Origin of the sequence: Imperialibacter roseus (assembly GCF_032999765.1) — a bacterium.
In the GTDB taxonomy this organism is placed as follows: Bacteria; Bacteroidota; Bacteroidia; order Cytophagales; family Cyclobacteriaceae; genus Imperialibacter; species Imperialibacter roseus.
In genome coordinates, this window is sequence record NZ_CP136051.1 from 3,039,979 (window position 1) to 3,058,330 (window position 18,352).

The window sequence follows — 18,352 nt, forward strand, 5'->3', positions numbered from 1 at the left end:
ATAAAGGCATCTTTTTTAAAACATTTATAATATCTCCCAATAATAGTATCTCTTCAAGTGCTTTTTTCAGAAGGTTACAAATGCAGTGGTCTTTTGAAAGAAGTGTCGGCAGGTTTGGGCGATACTATAGTTTACTTTGTATTGAGTATATTATGTATCAATGTAGAGAAGCAAAAATGCCCGGAAACTAGCCGGGCACTTTTGTTAACTACATTTTTATATTTACCAAACTTACTAACAGCGCATGGTAGCTAGTGAGTTTATCGTCTCACCGAACCTACTCAGCTTATTTTTTTCCCGAGTTGCTCACGAAAGCCACTGATTTACTATCAGGCGACCACGAAGGCGTATTAATAGTCCCCTGCCCACCATATAAGTAGGCCAATACCTTTGACTCACCACCAGCTGCGGGCATAATTTTTAAAGTGACTCTTTTGTACGAAGGGTGCGAATCGACAGGAATGGTGGGTGGAAAAGAAATGTAAAGTATCCACTTGCCATCAGGCGACACGTGCGGGAACCAGTCATTATTTTCATCGAAAGTCAACTGCTCGTTTCCTGTGCCGTCAGGTTTCATTCGCCACAGCTGCATGGTACCCGACTGAGAGCCGTTGTAGTAAACATACTTTCCGTCAGGTGAGTACTCGCAACCATCTACGTGCCCCGAAGTGAATTTCGTCAACTGAGTCTCCACTTTCGTTTTGATATTGGCCTTATAAACATTGTAGATATTCCCCCCGTTTCTCTGAGCTACATAAACCAACTCTTTGTTGTTCGGAGCCCAGCCATGAAAGTAAGAAGGAGTTCCTTCCGTTATCAGTTCGGGTGTTCCTCCTTCCAGCGGCAGCACATAAACAGTGGAGCCTCCACCAGGAAGTCCATCCCTGTGGCTGCTTACTGCAAGCAGCTTGCCATCAAAGGAGATGCCGTGGTCATTGTTATTTCTTTTCAAATCACCGGTGTTCAGTTTTTTTGGCTCTCCACCAGCAATGGCCATGGTGTATATTGACCCATCCATGTTGAACAGCAGCTCCTTACCGTTAGGCATCCAATTTGGCGCTTCAAAGCGACCATCCTTTTCGTAAACAACGGTTCTTTTTCCATCTGCGATGGTCATTGTTTCCATGCGACAACCAAGCCATCCGTCTCGCCCTGGGTTGTAATTGTCGGCCACTGGCTTGTCGATCCTCACATTCCAGGCAATGCCTTCTTCAATCACTTCAGGGTTATGCGAGCCCACGAATATGCCCGCAAATACTTCATCTGGCATATATGGCATCACGTGAGAGCCAATCATCTGAAGTGGCTCTCCAAAATGTGCAGCTCTCATGATCAATTCCTTGCCAGAGCGCTCAAGTTGGATTATCGTGTAATTACTTTTTGGAGAAAAAATCTCGTCTTCTGGATCACGCATAAAAGCTCCCCTCAATTCCCTCCACTGAAGAACCGTTAGCCCGTCGCCATGAAGGGTGGCACTAACGTGTGCTGCCTTCTCGTCCAATGACTCCCTCACCATCCACCCAATTTTGCGGTGTGGGTCGACGCCTGCTCCATTGAAACCAAAATTGGCCGTCAGGATAAAATCACCTTTTAGCTTTTGGTGAGCAAAGTGAAATTCGTCTCTTTCAAACCAAATATTGTACCCCGCACCTTTGATGGAATAGGTTTGTGTTTGCTCGCTGTAGGTAGCACCCCCTTTATTTTTTGGGTTCCCTACATCCCCGTGGTCAGAAAATATTCCGACGGGATTTTGGGCGTTTGTTATGCCAATTGTTAGCAAAAAGCTTAATGCAAGTAGTTTAATTCTCATAGTGCTGTTCTTAAAGTTTAATTACCCAGGCAGATCTGGAGTGACAATGGAAGCGGCATCTGCGATCGAGTGCGCTTTTGGTCTGTCACGGTAAAGGTGGATACATTTCGGCCAACCATTCGATGACTGATGTAACAATGTCACTAGGCATTTTAATTTGTTGGAATCGGATTTGGAAGAGAACCAGCGAAATGAAAATCTGGGCAAAGCTATTTGTAACTTTCCCACGTGGTAAAAAGCTCTAATCCAAGTTAAGCTTTCTTGCTCCGAAAAAATGTGTCACCTTTTTAAAATGAAAGTGCTTCCCTTTCGTATTTGGTGGGAGTAAACAAACAAGAACCATAAACGAGTATAAATACATGGAAAGAGGGCGGGGATTACCCGCCCCTTTTTCTTTTAACAGTTGGTGTCAGTAAATTATAGTATTTGGGAGCCAAAGGTGTATTTGACAGACCCAAGCTCCAGTTTAACGTAGCTGCCCTCACTTGCCCTTAGCTCGACAAAACCCCGTTCAGCTTATCGTATAACGCTTTTACCTTTTGCTTTGGGTCGCCGGCACCTAGCGTTTCGATGGGTAAGTAACCCTTATAGTCCGATGCTCTGATGATATCTATCAGCTTTTTTAAATCCGTCTCTATTTCCTCGCCCTCTACAAAAATCAATTCCTTAATCTGCCAGTTGACTGCATAAGGAATGGTCTTCTCAATTTCCTCATAGGGATCCCCTACCCGGTAACTTCCCGTGTCCAAAATAAGTCCGAACCATTCAGAGTCAACCATCTCCATTATCTTTGTAACGTGCTCTGCAGTTTTGATAAAGTCGTTATGGTTTTGAATGGCCACTGTTACGCCAAACTTCTTGCCATGGTCAATACATTCCTGAATGTCTTTCACCATCCAGGCGGCAACGTTGTTCCATGAAAACCCGTCGGGCACTTTGGCACCTGCAAAAATCCTGATCACAGGAGCCCCGAGTTTAGCGGCCGCTTCAATCCAATTTTTTACCAGCTTTACTTCTTCCTTTCTTTTTTCAGGATCGGCCAGCGTAAAATCGTTGCGAACACCGGTGCCGCTTATGTCCAGCCCCAACCGAAAAGCGTGCCTCTTGATCTCAAACAGGTAGTCGTCTGGCGGCACATTGGGGTAGCCTTTGAAATAATAAGCAGTAATATCCACAGCCGCAAAACCAACTTCTGAACAGTACTCCAGCATATCGTGCACATCCATACTGCCATCGGTAAGTGGCGCATTGAAGGAAAATGCATTGAGACTGATTTTCAACTGAGAAGCTTTTGCAGACCTGCCCGCAATGTGCTGCGCCAAAAGCGTTGGCGTTGAGGCAAAATTCACTGCCGATAACGCAGATAGGCCTAGTGCACCCTTCAAAAGCTGTCTTCTTTTCATGCTATTTATCATGGCTGGGGTATTCTTCAATGAGCTGTTCACACTTTTGCACGTCAGCGCATTCTCTAAATTAATAAACTTCCATTATTTTACACCTCATTAATGCGTTATCTTAGCATTACATATTTCTAAACCTACTAAAACTGAGCATGATCAGACTATTTCAACTAGCCTTCTCACTTCTTCTTTTCACCGGCAGCATCCACCTTTCAGCGCAACGCTTAATCGTTCGTGGAGACGACATGGGATTCTCTCATAGTGGCAATGTAGCACTAATTAAGACCTTTAAGGAAGGCATAGAAACATCAATCGAAGTGATTGTTCCATCGGCATGGTTTCCTGAGGCCGTCAAGATGCTGGAGGAAAACCCAGGTATTGACGTCGGCATTCACCTGGTGCTCACCAGCGAGTGGGACAATGTGAAATGGCAGCCGCTGACCGATGCGCTAAGCCTTCGAAACAAGGACGGATACTTCTTTCCAATGATATGGCCCAATAAAAACTATCCGGGGCAAGCAGTGCTGGAAAACGAATTCAGCCTCGATGACATTGAAAAAGAGTGGAGAGCACAGATAGAACTTGCAAAGAAAATGATTCCCAGGCTCAGTCACATCTCGGGCCATATGGGCTGCACAAACCTAAACGATGAAGCGGCCGCCATTGCCAAAAAGCTGGCGATAGAATATGATATCGATATTGATACGCAGAAATTGGGCGTGCAGGGTGCCAGGTACGAGGGAGCACATGGCACGCTAGCGGAAAAGAAAGAAAGCTTCAGCAAAATGCTCAACAAGCTGGAAAAGGGAAAAACTTATATGTTTGTGGAGCATCCGGGCATCGACACGCCCGAGCTGAGGGCAATTTCGCACATTGGTTATGAGAATGTGGCCGAAGACCGTCAGGGTGTAACTGACCTTTGGATAGACGAAGAAATCAAAACGCTAATAAAGAAAAAGGGCATTCAGCTTATCAGCTACAAAGACCTTGTGAAATAGTGCTGAATGGAATCCCGCAATAGTTTTAATTAATTTTACTTACGAAAAGACACCATCATTTATTCATGCAGTTAACAGGAAAGAATTTAATCGGAAATAAACTATCAGGTATCAATCCTCAAAGCTTCAAAGGGCACGGCGGGCACTCAGGCATCGCATTCCACGAAGCAACAGTCGGAGAAGTCGATCAGGCTGTAGCCATTGCCCATAAGGCTTTTGGCAGTTACAAAAACACATCAGGCGTAGAAAGAGCTATCTTTCTTGAGCGCATCGCTCAGCTAATCGACGAAAGCAAGGGCGAATTAGTAGCCATCGCCATGACGGAGTCACGACTGCCTGAGGGAAGGCTCATGGGAGAAACAGGACGTACTACAGGCCAGTTGAAGCTATTTGCCTCTCTTCTTAGAGAAGGCTCATGGGTCAATGCCATGATCGACCCAGCCATTCCTGACCGCCAGCCACTGCCTAAACCTGACGTGCGCCAAATGCAAAGACCACTTGGTCCGGTGGCTGTGTTTGGCGCCAGCAATTTTCCATTTGCATTTTCCACCGCTGGCGGCGACACCGCATCTGCGCTCGCCGCAGGTTGCCCAGTTGTGTGCAAAGCACATCCGGGTCACCCTGCTACTTCCGAGCTGGTGGCTTCGCTCATTGTGCAAGCTGCCAATGACACAGGCATGCCAGAGGGCGTTTTCTGTCACCTACAAGGCGAGGGTTATGAGGCAAGCGTTCACCTGGTCTCTCATCCGGCGATAAAGGCGGTAGGGTTCACCGGTTCGCTTGGCGGAGGCAGAGCCCTCTTCAATGCTGCCGCCAAGCGAAACGAACCAATTCCGGTTTATGCTGAAATGGGCAGTGTGAATCCTGTATTTGTATTGCCAGAAATATTGGAAAAAGAAGCCACTGCACTTGGGCAGAAGCTGGCTGGCTCTAACCTAATGGGTGCCGGGCAATTCTGCACCAACCCTGGTGTGATTGTCGCTGTAAAGTCGAAGGCCCAGGAGCAATTTACTGAAGCCTTCAAAACAGCCCTTGAGGCGGCCTCTGCCGACAACATGCTCACCGACAAAGTATTTAGTGGCTACTGCAGCAACCTCGGCAAAATGGCTTCGCTGCGGGGCGTTACCCAGCTCGTCGGCAACTTAACCGCAAAAGAAGGTGTTGCTGCTATCCCACACATGTTTCAGGTAGAAGCAAGTGCCTTTATCAACAACCCCGACTTGCAAGAGGAAGTATTTGGGCCGAGCTCATTGCATGTGGTGGCCGACAATGCCGCACAAATGAAGCAAGTGTCTGATATCCTTCACGGACAGCTCACAGCAAGCGTTTGGGGCACAGAAAAGGACATGAAAGGGCATTCGGAGCTGATAGGAACCCTTGAAAGTAAGGCTGGAAGGGTGATTTTCAACGCACCTCCAACAGGTGTGGAAGTAACCTATGCCATGGTGCATGGCGGCCCCTACCCGGCTACCACCGACAGCAGGTCTACTTCGGTAGGCACCAACGCTATTTATCGTTTCACAAGAGCAGTGTGTTATCAGGGCTATCACCAGGCACTGCTACCTGAGGCGCTGCAAGATGCAAATCCATTGTCCATCACTAGAAAGGTAAACGGTCAGTTTACCGATAAAGCGCTATGAAAAAGCTCATTCCCTGCCTCATTGGTCTCTGGGCCCTGGCGGGGTGCAGCCAAACAGTTAATGAAAACAAGGAGAAAGCGATGCCAGCTAAGGGAACCTATGCTTATGATTCTGCTTTCCTGAAAGCCAACACGTCCTCGGTTTACGAACTAAAATCGCCTGACGGGCAGGCAAGGGTGCTGCTTTCAGCTGACTATCAGGGTCGGGTAATGACCAGTACTGCCACAGGCGCTTCTGGTAACAGCTACGGCTGGCTCAACTACAATCTGATTGAGGCAGGCGACTGGAAGAAGCAATTCAATCCCGTGGGTGGTGAAGAACGCTTTTGGCTAGGGCCGGAAGGTGGTCAGTTCTCGGTGTACTTTAAAGGTGGAGATTCCTTCGAAATCGGCAACTGGCAGGTTCCCGCCATCATTGACACGGTGGCCTACCCTGTTGTTTCCGCTACTGAAGATGAAGTAATCTTCGGAATTGAAGCGAGCGTCACCAACTACAGCGGAACCGTATTTGACCTGGCCATCGAACGAAGTGTTCGGTTGTTGTCGCAGGAGGCGCTGGCTGCTAGCCTTGGTGTTACTTGGGGAGAAAGCCTGAAGTGGGTTGGCTATGAAACGGCGAACCGTATTATCAACAAAGGAGCCAATCAATGGACAAAGGACAGGGGTCTCCTATCCATCTGGCTGCTGGGCATGATGACGCCATCACCCGAAACCATGGTGATTATTCCTTTCAAGCCAACTGAAGGAGCGAAAGACCATATCACTGATGACTATTTCGGGGAAATACCAGCAGAAAGGCTAACAGTAACGGACAGCGTGATCTATTTCCAGTGCGACGGCCTTTACCGGAGTAAACTTGGCTTGTCGCCTGCCATTGCCAAGCCAATAGCTGCCAGTTTCGACATTGCAAAGAATATTCTAACCATCATCAAGTTTCCGGTCGAGCCAAACGGCGCCTATGTAAACTCAAAATGGGAAATGCAGGATGAGCCTTTCAAGGGCGACGTTGTAAACTCTTACAATGATGGGCCAATGGCAGATGGCTCTCAAATGGGGCCTTTTTACGAAATTGAATCTTCGTCGCCAGCCAAAGAACTGGAGCCAGGCGAAGCGCAGGAACACAAGCAACTGACCTGCCATTTCGAAGGAGAATTCGAAAGCCTCAACAAATTATCTAAAACCCTATTGGGCATTGATCTAAACGATATAAAACGCAAGAAAACAACCCTATGAAACTTTATAAAACTTCCAACCGAATCATCGCCGAGTACGAAGGCCAGTCTTACCAAATCTCTGATAGCTGGGATCATGCCGTGAACCAAAGCAAGCTTCACGACCATCTGGCAAAACTGGTGAAATCTGCCAAGCCGCTTGAGTCTGGCATAAAAAAAGATTGGCTCAAGGATGGACTGAGCGCTCCCATTGGTAGTCAGGAGGTGTGGGCCTCCGGCGTTACCTACCTTAGAAGCAGAGATGCCAGAATGGAAGAAAGTAAAAGTGGCGGTGGATCTGATTTCTATCAGAAAGTATACGATGCCGACCGGCCGGAACTCTTCTTCAAGGCGTTGGCTCATAGGGTAGTTGGGCATGGAGGAGAAGTATATATCAGAAAGGACTCAACCTGGAACGTGCCTGAGCCGGAGCTCACTCTTTTTATCAATTCCAAAGGAGAAATTCAGGGCTATACCGTTGGCAACGACATGAGCAGCCGCAGCATCGAGGGAGAAAATCCACTTTATTTACCTCAAGCCAAGTCGTATGAAAAAGCCTGCGCACTTGGCCCCTGTCTTTACGTACCTAAAGAGCCTATTTCGCTGGATACCAATATTGTAATTTCTATCAAAAGAGGTGGAAACGAGGTCTTTCATGAAGAAATTCAGCTCAACAGAATGAAGCGCAAGTTTGACGAGTTGGTAGAATATCTATACAGGGCTTGCCACTTTAATCAGGGAGCCTACCTGATGACAGGCACGGGCATTATCCCTCCGAATGAGTTTACGCTACAGGCTGGCGACATGGTAAGCATCAGTATCGATGGCATCGGAACGCTGGAAAATGTGGTTGGGGTGATTTGATAACCACAATTTATGTCTGCTCATCTTAAGATGAAACTTTTCTCTTTGAGATAGAATTATTTCACAAACAAAAAGTAAATTGGAACATGAGCAGACATGAAGATTTTGAGAGAAAAATCAATAGAAGCCTCAATACTATGGAAGCTAAAATTTCCTATTTACATGAGGGTATGAGAGGGCTTCAGGATTCTTTTAAGGAATTTCACGAAGACATAACTGAATACATGGCCTTTTCGGCTGAAAAATATGCAGATCACGAAAAGCGTCTTGCTGCGCTTGAAAAGAAGGTGCAATAGACCGTCAACATTTTAAAAAATAACCTACTCCTTACTCCCTCCTCCACTTCTTCTTCTCACTTAGCTTTTTCTTGGCGTTAATATCCATGCGAAAAACAGCATCATATATCGAACCCACCTTAGTTTATCATTAGTTTCCTGGTGATGTTCGTTTGGTCTCCATCAATTCGAAGAAAATACAATCCTTTTGGAAGGTGGGAAACTGAGAATTCAATAGTGGATTCATTTGAGATATCTCCACTATAAATTAAATGCACTTGCGACCCGTTTGCTGATACCAAAGAAATGGTAAAATGCCCCTGACTTATCTCTTTGAATTTAATACTTGCATTTCCTGATGTAGGATTGGGGAAAGGATAAAAATTTGTTTCTTCCGAGAATAATAGAACACCGGCAACTGTATTTTCATCTATATCGTTGATTTGGATTGTCACAACGGCAGACGAAGAACCACCTTTTCCGTCGGTTACGTTCACCACCATTTCGATTGTTGGCAAGCGTTCGAAGTCAAGAAGGGCCGGACTTGCGACTTTGATTTGCCCGTTTAAAGAATTGATGCCAAATGCACCTTCATTGTCGGTGGATAAAATAGAAAAAGTAAGTATGTCCAACTCAGCATCTGATGCTTGAACAACACCGACGTCTGCTCCTTCTATGCTATTTTCATCGATAGAAAACGTTTGACTAAAAATCACGGGAGGGGTATTAAGGGTTGCTAATGGTCGTACGACCAGCGTTCGCTCAATTGAAGCAGCGGCAACGAAATTTTCACTTCCTTCTTGACTGGCTGTTATTGTGGAAGTACCCACTCCAATCACGGTAACAATTGAGCCCGAAATACTTGCAACTGATAAATTAGAAGACGAGTATAAAATTGGAAGTCCTGAATCAGAAGCTGCTTCAAGCTGAAAAGGCATTGCATCGACAGCTACAATTGATGACATTTCGAAAGTGATACTCTGCGCCGCTTTTGTCACAGAAAGGATTCCATTGAACAGGGCCAATTTATAGTTCGAGGAAACCCCTCCTGCCAATAAAATCGAGTAGTTGCCGACATTGCTTGTTGCATCTGCTGAGGTAGTTATCTCAGGCTCGGTAATATCTTCAACGTCATCTCCATTCACAAAACCTTGGTAACTGATACTCAGCGCTGGATTGACAGCGCCATATGCCCTGGATTGGTTGTCTGCAGTGGCCTTCAGCGCAGCTTTCGTTACTGTCAATTCCCCTGCTACCAACTCCAACTCATAGTTTGCCGCAGCACCTCCCGTCAGGGCAATTGGGTAGCTTGCAACGTCACTTGTGATCTCTGCTGAGGTAGTTATATCAGGCTCGGTAATATCTTCAACATCATCTCCATTCACAAAACCTTGGTAACTGATACTCAGCGCTGGATTGACAGCGCCATATGCCCTGGATTGGTTGTCTGCAGTGGCCTTCAGCGCAGCTTTCGTTACTGTCAATTCCCCTGCTACCAACTCCAACTCATAGTTTGCCGCAGCGCCTCCTGAAAGAGTAATTGGGTAGCTCGCAACGTCACTTGTGATCTCGGCTGAGGTAGCTATCTCAGGCTCGGTAATTTCTTCAACATCATCTCCATTCACAAAACCTTGGTAACTGATACTCAGCGCTGGATTGGTAGAGCCATAGACCCTCGACTGGTCGTCCGCAGTGGCGATCAATGCAGCTTTTGTCACTGTAATAATTTGGCTTTTAGTGCCTAAAAAATAGAAATCATTTTCGGCCTGAGAGGCAGTAATTTCTACCTCACCTGAACCCACTAATGTAGCGACATCACCTTCGATGACAATGACATTGGTATTAGACGATGTATAAGTAACGTCGTTTTCTGTGGTTGAAGTGGCTGCCAACGTGAACGGCTGATCTCCATAGGTTTTGTCAGCCAAAGAAAAGCTTATTTCCTGATGCTGCTTCTCGAAAACGGCGATAAGGGATCCATAATACGGATTACCTCCCATATCTTCTGTGAAATCCAATTCTTTTACAAAGATCCCATCAAATTTATCAAGTGTAAATACGGTTCCATACCCATTTGCACCGCCGTTGTATGTCATACCCCATAGTTTCCCATGATATTCGAGTAAACTTCCGCCGGGGTATCTCCCAGTACTCTCATTAAAATCTACATGTTTAATATAATCGGAGCCATCAGTTGCCAGGGAGAATACTGCACCAAAATTGCCTTCACCTCCACCCCTTGTTAAACCCCAAAATCTCCCGTTGCTTTCGACAAGTTCTCCTGTTGGGCCGCCACCGTTGACGCCGTCAAACTCATGTTCAATTGAATAGTCACCGCCATCCCCAGATATGGAAAATACTACTCCATACTCGTTACTTCCACCCTGAGACGCCAACCCCCATAGTCTTTCACTCGCAGCGAATAAATTCCCATATACTCCAGTCCCGCTAGAATAGCTAAAATCATGAAGTTTGGTATAATTTGAGCCAGTAGGTTCGATTGAAAATATTACTCCCTTGTTGTTAACCCCCCCGGCAAATGTGCTTCCGAAAAACTTACCATCATTTTCAACCATACCTCCATATGGGATACCCCCGTCTATGCCATTAAAATCGTAAATCTTTGTAAACCCCGAGCCATCAGTATTTATAGAAAATATAACCCCTTTATGGTTGTTTCCGCCATAATATGTCACTCCCCACAGCTTGTCACCCTTCCTTACAAGGTTATTCCAGGGGAAAGCCCCATCAGTTGAAGTAAATTCGTGTATCTGAATAAAATTACTGCCATCGGAATCAACCGTGAAAATCGTCCCATATCCCTCAGCACCACCTTTCGCTGTCATTCCCCAAAGCTTTCCGTCTACATTCAACAGGCTGGCCATAGGATCAACACCTTCGTCGTTGTTGAAGGCATGTACTTTGCTAAAACCAGACCCGTCCTCATTGACAGAAAATATGGAACCAAAACTGGTGGTTGTTCCATAGGTTGTCATACCCCAAAGTTTCCCATTACTCAACGTCAAACTTCCGTGAGGAGCATGCCCCTCAAAAACGAAGTCGAAAACATGCTGAAGCGTAAAGTTGGATCCATCGTTATCGATTGAAAACAGATTTGGCGTTGAACCCCAAAGCTTTTCACCACTAACAGTCAGACTTCCTGTAGGATATCTTCCGCTTGTTCCGTCAAAATCGTAATCGCTCCTGTAGTCTGTTCCATCATTACTCATTGAGAACACAACTCCGTATCCAAAATCACCGCCTCCATAAGTAATGCCCCAAAGTCTATTCCCGCTTTCCACCAAATCACCATAAGGAGCAGCTCCCTCAATTAGATCGAAATCATAAACTTTGACCAATTCAAGTAGGTTCGAGTTAAGTTTGAAAATGACACCATTGTGGTTGTCACCACCCTGGGAAGTCATCCCCCAAAGTAAGCCCCCGCTCTCATATAGACTTCCATATGGAAAAGCTCCATTAGCGTCATCAAAATCTAACACTTTGGAATATACCTGAGAAAAAGGATCCAGATTAAATATCACTCCCATACTGTTCTCCCCACCCCCGTAAGTCATTCCCCACAGTCTATTGCCGCTTTCGACCAAACTGCCATATGGATTACTTCCGGTCGATTCATCAAAATCGTAGACCTTTTCAAATCCAGATCCGCTTAACTCCAAAGAAAATAAAACCCCAAAGTCATTTACACCACCAGCCGATGTCATGCCCCAAAATTTGCCTGAACTTTCAACCAAACTACCATGGGGCAAAGAACCATCTATCCCTGTAAAATCATGCACTCTTGTAAACCCTGAGCCATCAACATTTAGGTGAAAAATAGACCCTTCATCGGCCACTCCTCCCCTAGATGTCATTCCCCACAGTTTCCCACCACTCTCAATGAGGTGTCCATATTGTGCATATCTTTCAGTACTAAAGTCGACCCATTTCTCTGTAGAAAGGTCGCTGGGATCCAAAGCAAAAATTGATCCTCCACCCAAGGTACCCATGCCGACCAGTTTTGTCTGGGAAAAACAGACAGATCCCTTCAGGATAAAAAGAACACAAGTCACCAAAGCCGCTTTACCTATACTGGGAAAAATATTTACCATAGTACCGAGAAAGCGGAAAAGTCTAATTCGCATTTGGGAAATTTTAAGTGTATCCATCGATGGAGCTGTTTCTGGCTCAGAATATGAATACGGACCTGGGCACATCAATACTTTCCATACTTTTGGCTATCGCTATTCACTGAAATTATTACTGTCAGTCTATTGACAATAGACTAAATGTCGACTGAAACAACAGCGATTTTTACCACACTTCAATTTTAAGATCAGCTTCTCAGTACTAAAAATGGATTCACGGAATAGTGGATGTACGTTTTGAAATGAACTAAAAATAAGGAATAAAAATACGCTAAAGAACCATCCCACATAAGTTGATAAAATAAATATAGCCTGTTTGGTAGATATTTAGGGGATGTCACAAATAAAAAAATACAAAAATTGGAGCACTACCACCAATATCATGTCAGAGAGTACCGAAACTGTTCACCTAACACGGCAAACCTTACTCCTTACTCCTTACTCCCTCCTCCACTTCTTCTTCTCACTTAGCTTTTTCTTGGCGTCTATGCGTCTCTGCACCGCCGCCTTGCCGGGTTTGGTAGGCTTACGGGCTTTCTTTCGCTCAAACGCTTGCTGTATCAGCGAAGAAAGTTTCCTTATTACCTCCTCTTTGTTTTTCAGTTGGGAGCGACTCTCATGCGAGCTCAGCAATAGTTCACCCTCCTTTGTTAGTTTGTTGGCCAGCTTGCTAAGAAGAATGGCCTTCTGTTCGTCGCTGATTATTGCCGACTCCTGGATGCTCCACCTCAAGGTCACCTTCGTGCTGACTTTGTTTACATGCTGCCCACCCGGCCCGCCACCAGTGGTCGCCGAGAAAACCAGTTCCGTAAGAATGTCTTGTATAGCCGGAGAGGCAGGATAGCTCATTGCACTTTGGATTACTCGCTTAGCTTTTCAATGGGTTGAAGTGTTACTTTTCGGAACTCTACCTCTGAGCCTTCGGCCTGTAACGCAATCTGTCCTTCACTTGCCGTGCAGCCGTAGCCATGGTTCACCAGGTCATCATTCACCCACACTTTGATTTCTCTATCAAGGCATTCAACCACCATTTTGTTCCATTCACCCACCGCATTTTCCGAGCCGTCGGTCAAATTGACTATGCGGCGTAGCATGCCTTCCGAAGTTCCCCACTTGGCCGGGTCTCCTCTCCTTGCTTCCATATTATCTACCTTAATGTCCTCTCTGATGCACCAGAAGTCACCGGCATTTTCATGCATCAGCTGTGCTTCGATCGACTTTGGGAACATATCGTAGAGCAGGCGTGGCGTAGAAGCATGCAAAATTACACCACAGTTGCCCGGCTCGCCTGCAAAGCGGTACTGTACCTCCAGCCTGTAGTTGGAGTAAACCTTATCAGTGATAATATGCCCCTGCGGCTCAGCAAGGCTTACCAGCATGCCGTTTCTAACAATGAATGGGCTCGGCACCGTGTCGTTGTTATCCATAGCAGGCACATCGATATGCCAGCCAGTAAAGTCTACGCCGTTGAAAAGGCTAACAGGTTCAGTCTCTTTTTTGGAACAGGCAAAAAAGAAAACAAGGGCTAACAGGATTAAGATTTGCTTCATGCTTGCATTTTTTTTCAAAGTAGTCCCATTTAAGGCACATTCAAAAATATAAAAGGAACGCCAATACCCGGATAAAAATAAAAGCAAGGCTTCGTAAACCTTGCTTTTATTTGGGTTCTAACTATTACAAGTGCTTCTTATGCATGTTTCCAGCGTTTCAGCTGATGCTTAAGCGCATCTACACTCAGGGTCACTGCCTCTTCGAATGAATCGGCGTGCTTAGAGGCAAAAAGATCATTTCCAGGTAAAGAAACCTTTATTTCGCAAACCTTATTCTCTTTGTTATCAAACTTATCAAGTTTAAGAAACACCCGGCTTTCAACGATCTGATCGCTAAGGGTTTCAAGCTTTTCGACATGCAACTTCACAAAATCAGTCAGTGAATCTTTTGCGTTAAAATTAGGGGTTTCAATGATCGTTTTCATAGCATAACTATTTTAAGGGACATTTTCGGAGCCTTTGTGTCTCCGTTCGAAAGCCAAGATATCAGAGGCTTCCCGGTTCAAATATGACACGATTTAACGAGACTGATGATTAATGTCACCTGGTTTTCGGAATTAATTTTTGGGCACAAAAATTCTTCCGGCTACTTGCCTTCCCAGGCACGACAAAGCTCATCTCGCCGTGTTGACCGAAGTCAGTGCCTTTGAAGTAGTCGTGTAGTACCTTAGTTGGGTAACTAAATCACTAAGGCTATGACAACAGGAAAAGCATTATTGGGCGTGGTAGCCGGGATGGCTGCCGGTGCTGCTTTAGGGTTGCTTTTTGCTCCGGAAAAAGGCGAAAAGACAAGGAAAAACATTGTTGACAAAAGCGAAGATTTGGCAGGAACACTCAATCACAAAATTGAACGAAAATTCAATGAGCTAATGGATTCGGTCAACGCCAAACTTGGTAAAGGCAAGCTGGTTAACAGCTCTGCGCCACTGGAGCATGAAAACGTCAACTAGGAGACGCACTCGAGGTTTTAAATTATTCCTAAGCAAAGGGTGCCGTTTGAAAAAAAGAGGGGCGTTAGGTTAGCCACAATTGGTTGATCTGATGTCCCTTTTTTGATTTCCTCTGCTACCAGGCTTTATGGACTTCAGCAGCCTTTCACGCCAAAATGCCCCTCCTGTAAATTGCCTCCAATAAGTTGCTCGAAAAGTAATGCGCTTTAGTAAATTCGGTTAATTTAGCCGGACATACCCTCGTTGGGTATTTGATGATTTCATTGCATACTACACTCTTAAACTATGACTTACAAGCCGACAATAGCACTCCTGAAAGCTATCATCGCACCTCTGTCGTTTGTCCTGCTATTTAGTTTTGGCTGTCAGCCCGAGAAGCCTTTTCTCAAGATTTCACAAGGAGCACATATCAGCCTTATTGGTAACAACCTTTGCTCCCGGATGATGAACTATGGGCATTTTGAAACAGAGATGCAGCTCAGGTACCCCGATTCAGAGTTGTACATAAGAAATATGTGCGACGGTGGCGACACGCCCGGGTTTCGGCCCCATTCCGGCAGGGTCTCTCCATGGGCGTTTCCCGGCGCTGAGAAATTCCAAACGGATTTGGCGCAAAACTCTGGCAGCGAAGGACATTTCGAAACCCCCGATGAGTGGCTGGCCAGGCATAAAACGGATATCATCATCGCCTGCTTTGGCTTTTCTGAATCTTACGCCGGGCCCGAAGGTGTGGATAATTTCAAGGCCGAGCTTTCTGCTTTCATAGAGCATACACTCTCCCAAAAATACAACGACACCATCCCTCCTCAGCTGGCGCTGGTTTCGCCCATTGCCTTTCAGGATCTTTCCGACAAATATGATCTCCCCAACGGAGATCAGGAAAACAGAAACCTGAGTCTCTATGCAAACGCCATCAAGGAAGTGGCGCTGCAATATCAGGTGCTATTTGTCGACGCTTTTGGGCCTACGCAACAGTGGTTTGCTGAAGAACAATTGACAATTGATGGATTGCAGCTCAATGATGCAGGCTATCAAAAATTTTCGAAGCTATTGGTAGATGAAACCTTTGGAAAAAAAGAAGTAAAAAATGAAGACCTGAGAGCCTCAGTAAAGGAAGCGGTACTTGAAAAAAACTGGTTTTGGCACAACGATTACAAAATCCCCAACGGCGTCCATGTTTTTGGCAGAAGGTACCGCCCATTTGGCAACGAAAACTATCCGGAAGAGCTCATTAAGGTACGCCAAATGACTGCGATCAGAGATACGGCTATTTGGAAGACTGTTAAAGGTGAAAAGTATGACCTTGCGGCTGCAGACGCAAAAACCCAAAAGCTAACGCCGATAGAAACGAACTACACACTCACCGACAATGTGAGGTATTTGTATGGCGAGGAGCTCATGAGTCATTTCAAAATGGCACTGGGCTACAAAATTGAGCTGTTTGCCTCCGAAGAAGACTTTCCGGAGCTGGCCAATCCTTCTCAGATTTCCTTTGATAATAAAGGCAGGCTTTGGGTAGCAGTGATGCCCACCTATCCGCACTACAAGCCCGGCGACGCCAGGCCTGACGACAAGCTCATTATCCTCGAAGACACAGATGGTGATTTTAAGGCTGATAAGCTAACTGTGTTTGCCGACAAACTTCATATTCCGGCTGGCTTCGAATTTGCCCCGGAAGGCGTCTATATTTCCCAGGGAACCAATCTGAAGCTTTATACCGATACAGATGGCGACGACAAAGCCGACGAAGTCGAGATTATACTGAGTGGTTTCGACGACCATGATACTCACCACGTCATCAGCGCCTTTAGTGCCGACCCTTCCGGAGCCATTTATATGGGCGAAGGTGTTTTCTTGCATACCAATGTGGAAACACCTTATGGTACTGTGCGGGCGACTAACGGTGGGTTCTATCGCTACAACCCGCAAAGAAAGCGCCTGGAAAGAACCGCACAGCTTTCGATTCCCAATCCATGGGGTATCGCTTTTGATGAGTGGGGACAGAACTTCTTCGCTCACACTTCCGGCCCAGATGTCAACTGGATGATGCCCGGCTCGATCAAGTCAAAATATGGACTCGCCAACCCAGGCTCCAGAAACCTTATCGAAGAAAAACACAGGGTGCGCCCTACTTCAGGGTTGGAATTTGTTTACAGCAGGCATTTCCCGGACGAAGTACAAGGCGACATGCTGATCAACAATACCATTGGCTTCCTGGGCACCAAAATGCACCAGGTAATCGACGACGGCACAGGTTTCAAGACCAAACACAGACTTGATCTTGTGGTCAGCGACGACCCTAACTTCCGCCCGGTGGATATGGAATTTGCGCCAGATGGCTCGCTTTACCTCGCCGACTGGCACAATGTGCTGGTAGGCCACATGCAGCACAATGCCCGTGATCCCCTGCGTGACCATGTGCATGGAAAAATTTACCGCATCACCTACCCTTCCCGTCCGCTAGTAACGCCGGCCAAAGTAGATGGAGCAAGCATTGAAGAACTGCTCGACAACCTGAAGCTACCTGAATACCGCACCCGCTACAGAAGCCGCAGAGAGTTGAGAGAAAGAGAAACTGATAAGGTACTGGCAGCTATCGAAAAATGGACGAATGAGTTGGATAAAACAGATCCCAATTACGAACGATTCATGCTTGAAGGGTTGTGGGCATCGTGGGGCATGAATGCCATCGACCTCAAGCTGCTGAGAACGTTGCTCAAAGCTGACGACTATAAGGTAAGAACGGCCGCCGTTCGGGTGCTTCGTTACACTGGGCACCAGGTGTCTGAGCAGGCTGGCTTGCTGAAAATGGCTGCCGCCGACGAAAACAGCAGAGTTCGTCTGGAAGCCATTGTAGCCGCTTCGTGGCTGGATGACGATGCAGCCAAGGAGATTTTGGCAGTTGCAGCCGGGAAACCCCTGGACGATTGGATGGAAAAGCCGTACCAGGCCATATTGGATCACATGGTTCCCTACAAGCCTGAAGTGGCTGGCAACGAGCTGGTGCCACCAATGTTGTCGAAGGAAGAACAGCAGTTGTTCCTTGCCGGAAAGGAAATTTACATGAGGGATGGCTACTGCAACACCTGCCATCAGCCTGACGGAAAAGGTTTGGATGCCGCCGGATTTCCTCCGTTGTCGGGTAACGAGTGGGTGCAGGGCAGCGAAGAACGGCTAATCAAAATTACTTTGAAGGGCTTATATGGCCCGATAACGGTGGCCGGAAAGGATTATCCGGGTCAGGTGCCGATGACGCCGTTCGGGGGGCTACTGAACGACCAGGAAATAGCCGCTGTGCTCACCTACGTGCGAAGCTCATTTGGCAATTTGGCCGATGCTGTTACTCCTGAAAAAGTAAAAGAAGTACGTGAATCTTCAAGCAGCAAAACTGGCTTCTACACGCCTGAAGAATTACTAAAAGAGCATCCACACGAAAATGACAAGTAACTGATTTGGTCCGATTTCGGCTGAAGCCGGTGGATATTTCATAATTGACGATAAATTTAC

At 46.2% G+C, this 18,352-nt stretch carries 13 protein-coding genes; 7 read left to right on the forward strand and 6 right to left on the reverse strand.

Annotated elements, in window-relative coordinates; all coding sequences use genetic code 11:
- Positions 1 to 286 precede the first annotated feature (286 nt).
- Positions 287 to 1,810, reverse strand: a complete 1,524-nt coding sequence (locus RT717_RS12575; RefSeq protein ID WP_317492093.1) for a TolB family protein — start codon at positions 1,808 to 1,810, stop codon at positions 287 to 289.
- A gap of 491 nt (positions 1,811 to 2,301) precedes the next feature.
- The gene (locus RT717_RS12580) at positions 2,302 to 3,213 is read right to left on the reverse strand and encodes a sugar phosphate isomerase/epimerase family protein (RefSeq protein ID WP_317492094.1); all 912 of its coding nucleotides are present in this window, start codon (positions 3,211 to 3,213) and stop codon (positions 2,302 to 2,304) included.
- A gap of 149 nt (positions 3,214 to 3,362) precedes the next feature.
- On the opposite strand from RT717_RS12580, the gene RT717_RS12585 reads away from it, so the two are divergent.
- The 5 genes from RT717_RS12585 to RT717_RS12605 all read left to right on the forward strand — a co-directional run bounded on the left by RT717_RS12585 (position 3,363) and on the right by RT717_RS12605 (position 8,218).
- Positions 3,363 to 4,208 carry a ChbG/HpnK family deacetylase gene (locus RT717_RS12585; protein WP_317492095.1) on the forward strand — a complete coding sequence of 282 codons (846 nt, stop codon included), beginning with the start codon at positions 3,363 to 3,365 and terminating at the stop codon, positions 4,206 to 4,208.
- A 65-nt stretch (positions 4,209 to 4,273) separates the two neighbouring features.
- Positions 4,274 to 5,848 carry an aldehyde dehydrogenase (NADP(+)) gene (locus RT717_RS12590; protein ID WP_317492096.1) on the forward strand — a complete coding sequence of 525 codons (1,575 nt, stop codon included), beginning with the start codon at positions 4,274 to 4,276 and terminating at the stop codon, positions 5,846 to 5,848.
- On the forward strand, positions 5,845 to 7,080 hold the full coding sequence (locus RT717_RS12595; RefSeq protein WP_317492097.1) for a DUF6786 family protein: 1,236 nt from the start codon (positions 5,845 to 5,847) through the stop codon (positions 7,078 to 7,080). The genes RT717_RS12590 and RT717_RS12595 overlap by 4 nt, the downstream gene beginning before the upstream one ends.
- Positions 7,077 to 7,922: a fumarylacetoacetate hydrolase family protein gene (locus RT717_RS12600; protein WP_317492098.1), complete on the forward strand. Its 846-nt coding sequence runs from the start codon at positions 7,077 to 7,079 to the stop codon at positions 7,920 to 7,922. The genes RT717_RS12595 and RT717_RS12600 overlap by 4 nt, the downstream gene beginning before the upstream one ends.
- Positions 7,923 to 8,008: 86 nt before the next feature.
- On the forward strand, positions 8,009 to 8,218 hold the full coding sequence (locus RT717_RS12605) for a hypothetical protein (protein ID WP_317492099.1): 210 nt from the start codon (positions 8,009 to 8,011) through the stop codon (positions 8,216 to 8,218).
- 119 nt (positions 8,219 to 8,337) lie between these two features.
- Here the strand turns inward: RT717_RS12605 and RT717_RS12610 are convergent, their stop codons facing one another.
- The 4 genes from RT717_RS12610 to RT717_RS12625 all read right to left on the reverse strand — a co-directional run bounded on the left by RT717_RS12610 (position 8,338) and on the right by RT717_RS12625 (position 14,320).
- Positions 8,338 to 12,207: a choice-of-anchor tandem repeat GloVer-containing protein gene (locus tag RT717_RS12610; RefSeq protein WP_317492100.1), complete on the reverse strand. Its 3,870-nt coding sequence runs from the start codon at positions 12,205 to 12,207 to the stop codon at positions 8,338 to 8,340.
- A gap of 576 nt (positions 12,208 to 12,783) precedes the next feature.
- Positions 12,784 to 13,194 carry an alternative ribosome rescue aminoacyl-tRNA hydrolase ArfB gene (gene arfB, locus RT717_RS12615; protein WP_317492101.1) on the reverse strand — a complete coding sequence of 137 codons (411 nt, stop codon included), beginning with the start codon at positions 13,192 to 13,194 and terminating at the stop codon, positions 12,784 to 12,786.
- Positions 13,195 to 13,205: 11 nt separating this feature from the next.
- Positions 13,206 to 13,895: a 3-keto-disaccharide hydrolase gene (locus tag RT717_RS12620; RefSeq protein WP_317492102.1), complete on the reverse strand. Its 690-nt coding sequence runs from the start codon at positions 13,893 to 13,895 to the stop codon at positions 13,206 to 13,208.
- A 137-nt stretch (positions 13,896 to 14,032) separates the two neighbouring features.
- The gene (locus RT717_RS12625) at positions 14,033 to 14,320 is read right to left on the reverse strand and encodes an HPF/RaiA family ribosome-associated protein (RefSeq protein WP_317492103.1); all 288 of its coding nucleotides are present in this window, start codon (positions 14,318 to 14,320) and stop codon (positions 14,033 to 14,035) included.
- A 270-nt stretch (positions 14,321 to 14,590) separates the two neighbouring features.
- On the opposite strand from RT717_RS12625, the gene RT717_RS12630 reads away from it, so the two are divergent.
- Positions 14,591 to 14,845, forward strand: coding sequence for a YtxH domain-containing protein (locus RT717_RS12630; protein ID WP_151996951.1), 255 nt, complete (start codon positions 14,591 to 14,593; stop codon positions 14,843 to 14,845).
- Between the two features lie 285 nt (positions 14,846 to 15,130).
- Positions 15,131 to 18,292: a PVC-type heme-binding CxxCH protein gene (locus RT717_RS12635; protein WP_317492104.1), complete on the forward strand. Its 3,162-nt coding sequence runs from the start codon at positions 15,131 to 15,133 to the stop codon at positions 18,290 to 18,292.
- Positions 18,293 to 18,352 lie beyond the last annotated feature (60 nt).